Below are 1,971 nucleotides of genomic sequence, written 5' to 3'. Positions count from 1 at the left end.
GGTTCAAGGTTAAAAAACAATCAAGTGAAATGTGTAGAACCAGTTCCTAAAAAGAGTAATTCTACAACCTCAACGCCCCCATAAGGGGCAACAAAGTGGAGCGGCGATTTTGTTAAAATTAACGTTCCACCAAACTAAATCGCCGCGTAGCTTTGTTGTCCCAGCGAGCTTGCGAGCGCCTTAATGGGTTTGTTATGCGTCATATCACACGTATACTAAGGTTCTTTTCTCTTTAGGCATATAATCAATGAATAAATCCATCAATTTTTCGATATTGTAATTATGCTCTGCGGAATAATAAATAGGCCTTATGATATCAACACCAGTAGCTTCTTTAACCCTACGTTGAATAGAACTAGCCTGCTCCTCCAAGTATTGTTTTAATTCAAACTTTGGAGAGTTACTATCATAACACCAATATCTGCCTTTCATTGCCATATCAGCTTGATTTATGGCAACAAACACCCGCTCTTTTTGAAAATTGGGAACAATAACATCATTTAATAGCTTGTAAGTTGTTCCCATGTCACGATTTGAGCCTTCAATAATTACTAAGACAAGATCAATAAATCCATATGACTGACCATTGCTGTCATAGTCTTTGTACAATAAGTCGACTATTTTTTTAGAATGCTCTTTGTCTTTGGCCACCCCATCTCCAAGGCCAGGGGAGTCCCACAACCTAAAAGAATCATTTAACCTAAAACTTTCTGTTTCCATAGTTTCAGGCTCGACGCCTTTACCAACCTTCGATACTTCCTTTGAAAAGATCGTATTTAATGTTGTAGATTTTCCGGCTCCTGTGACACCTGTAACCATGACATCGAAAATAATTCCTACTTCTTGAGATTTTCGTGAAAGATCACTGTTTCTATATTCTTTATACATATCACCAACCGAATAGACCACCAACAAATCCAATTGCAGCCCCTACAGCTGAGCCAATAGCGGTCCCAACTACCGGCACGACAGAACCGATAGCTGCGCCAGCGGCTGCTCCTGCAAGTGTATTTTTTGAGATATGTGAGGCAACCTCTTGAAAACTTTTCTGAGTTTCTTTTTTATAATCTTCCAACTCATCATCACTCTCCCACATTTCCTTTTCACTGGAAATATTCTCAATGTATGAAAGTCTTTTTTCTTCAGGGGTGTTTTTAACTATGAAATAAAGAAGCTTTGATAAGTTCCAAGGTTTTTGCTCTTCACCGAAGTCTTTGTATCCGGCAGAATAATAAATTGGTTCAACCTCAACAGAAGTGGCTTCTTTTACTCGTGTTTTTATTGAACTCACCTTTTGATTGAGAAAGTCAATTAAGTTGGGTTCTGGCTTGTTCTTTTCAAAGTTCCAATATCTTCCCTTCATAGCCACATCAGCTTGGTTGATTGCTATTAATATCCTATCTTTGGCGTTTTCACCTAAATTGGGAATTATGACTTGGTTAATTAATTCGTATGAGGTTCCTAAATCCCTGCTACTTCCATCCAAAATAACTAATACGAGATCAATGATTGGATTGCCATTATCGTCTAATTCATTTAGCTTGTTTATAATGCCCTTGGAATGAGCGATATCCTTTTCTTTTCCATCACCCAACCCAGGACTATCCCATAAAATCAGGTTGTTCAGCTCATACTTTTGTATTTCCATTGTTTCAGGATCAACACCAACACCCACCTTGGCAACTTCGGTGTTAAACATTGCGTTGATTGTAGAGCTTTTACCACACCCCGTAGCACCAGTAATCATTAAGTTGATTTTTTGACTCTTAAGCCTCAAAACCCCTTTCAGTAACTTATCTTTTTCCTCTTCTGAGATTTTTAGTGAATCAATTGAATCTTCTATTTTTTCGAAAACATTTTTCTCATTCATACGCACATATTCCTTGTTTGACGCATAGACATAATGACTCCCACACGGTGTTAGCCTCCGCTTTTCGTGGGTTAGCTTAATTCAAAACCAGAGCCATAATT

The 1,971-nt window shown here is 38.1% G+C and carries 2 protein-coding genes; both read right to left on the bottom strand.

The window, feature by feature from the left end; translation table 11 throughout:
• Window positions 1-204: 204 nt before the first annotated feature.
• Complete coding sequence (locus tag AAEY57_RS19065; protein ID WP_249365138.1) at window positions 205-921, bottom strand: GTPase family protein; 717 nt, start codon at window positions 919-921, stop codon at window positions 205-207.
• Window positions 890-1,870, bottom strand: a complete 981-nt coding sequence (locus AAEY57_RS19060; RefSeq protein ID WP_036983810.1) for a GTPase family protein — start codon at window positions 1,868-1,870, stop codon at window positions 890-892. Before AAEY57_RS19060 ends, AAEY57_RS19065 begins: the two co-directional genes overlap by 32 nt.
• Window positions 1,871-1,971: the final 101 nt, after the last annotated feature.

Origin of the sequence: Pseudoalteromonas sp. MER144-MNA-CIBAN-0113, from assembly GCF_040308965.1 — a bacterium.
GTDB lineage: Bacteria > Pseudomonadota > Gammaproteobacteria > Enterobacterales > Alteromonadaceae > Pseudoalteromonas > Pseudoalteromonas tetraodonis.
The sequence above is the reverse complement of the archived record's forward strand: the minus strand, read 5'-3'. Positions and strand labels throughout refer to the sequence as shown.

Excerpts from the sequence above, each read along its gene's own strand:
- AAEY57_RS19060 (WP_036983810.1), bottom strand. The coding sequence starts at position 1,870 with ATGAATGAGAAAAATGTTTTCGAAAAAATAGAAGATTCAATTGATTCA.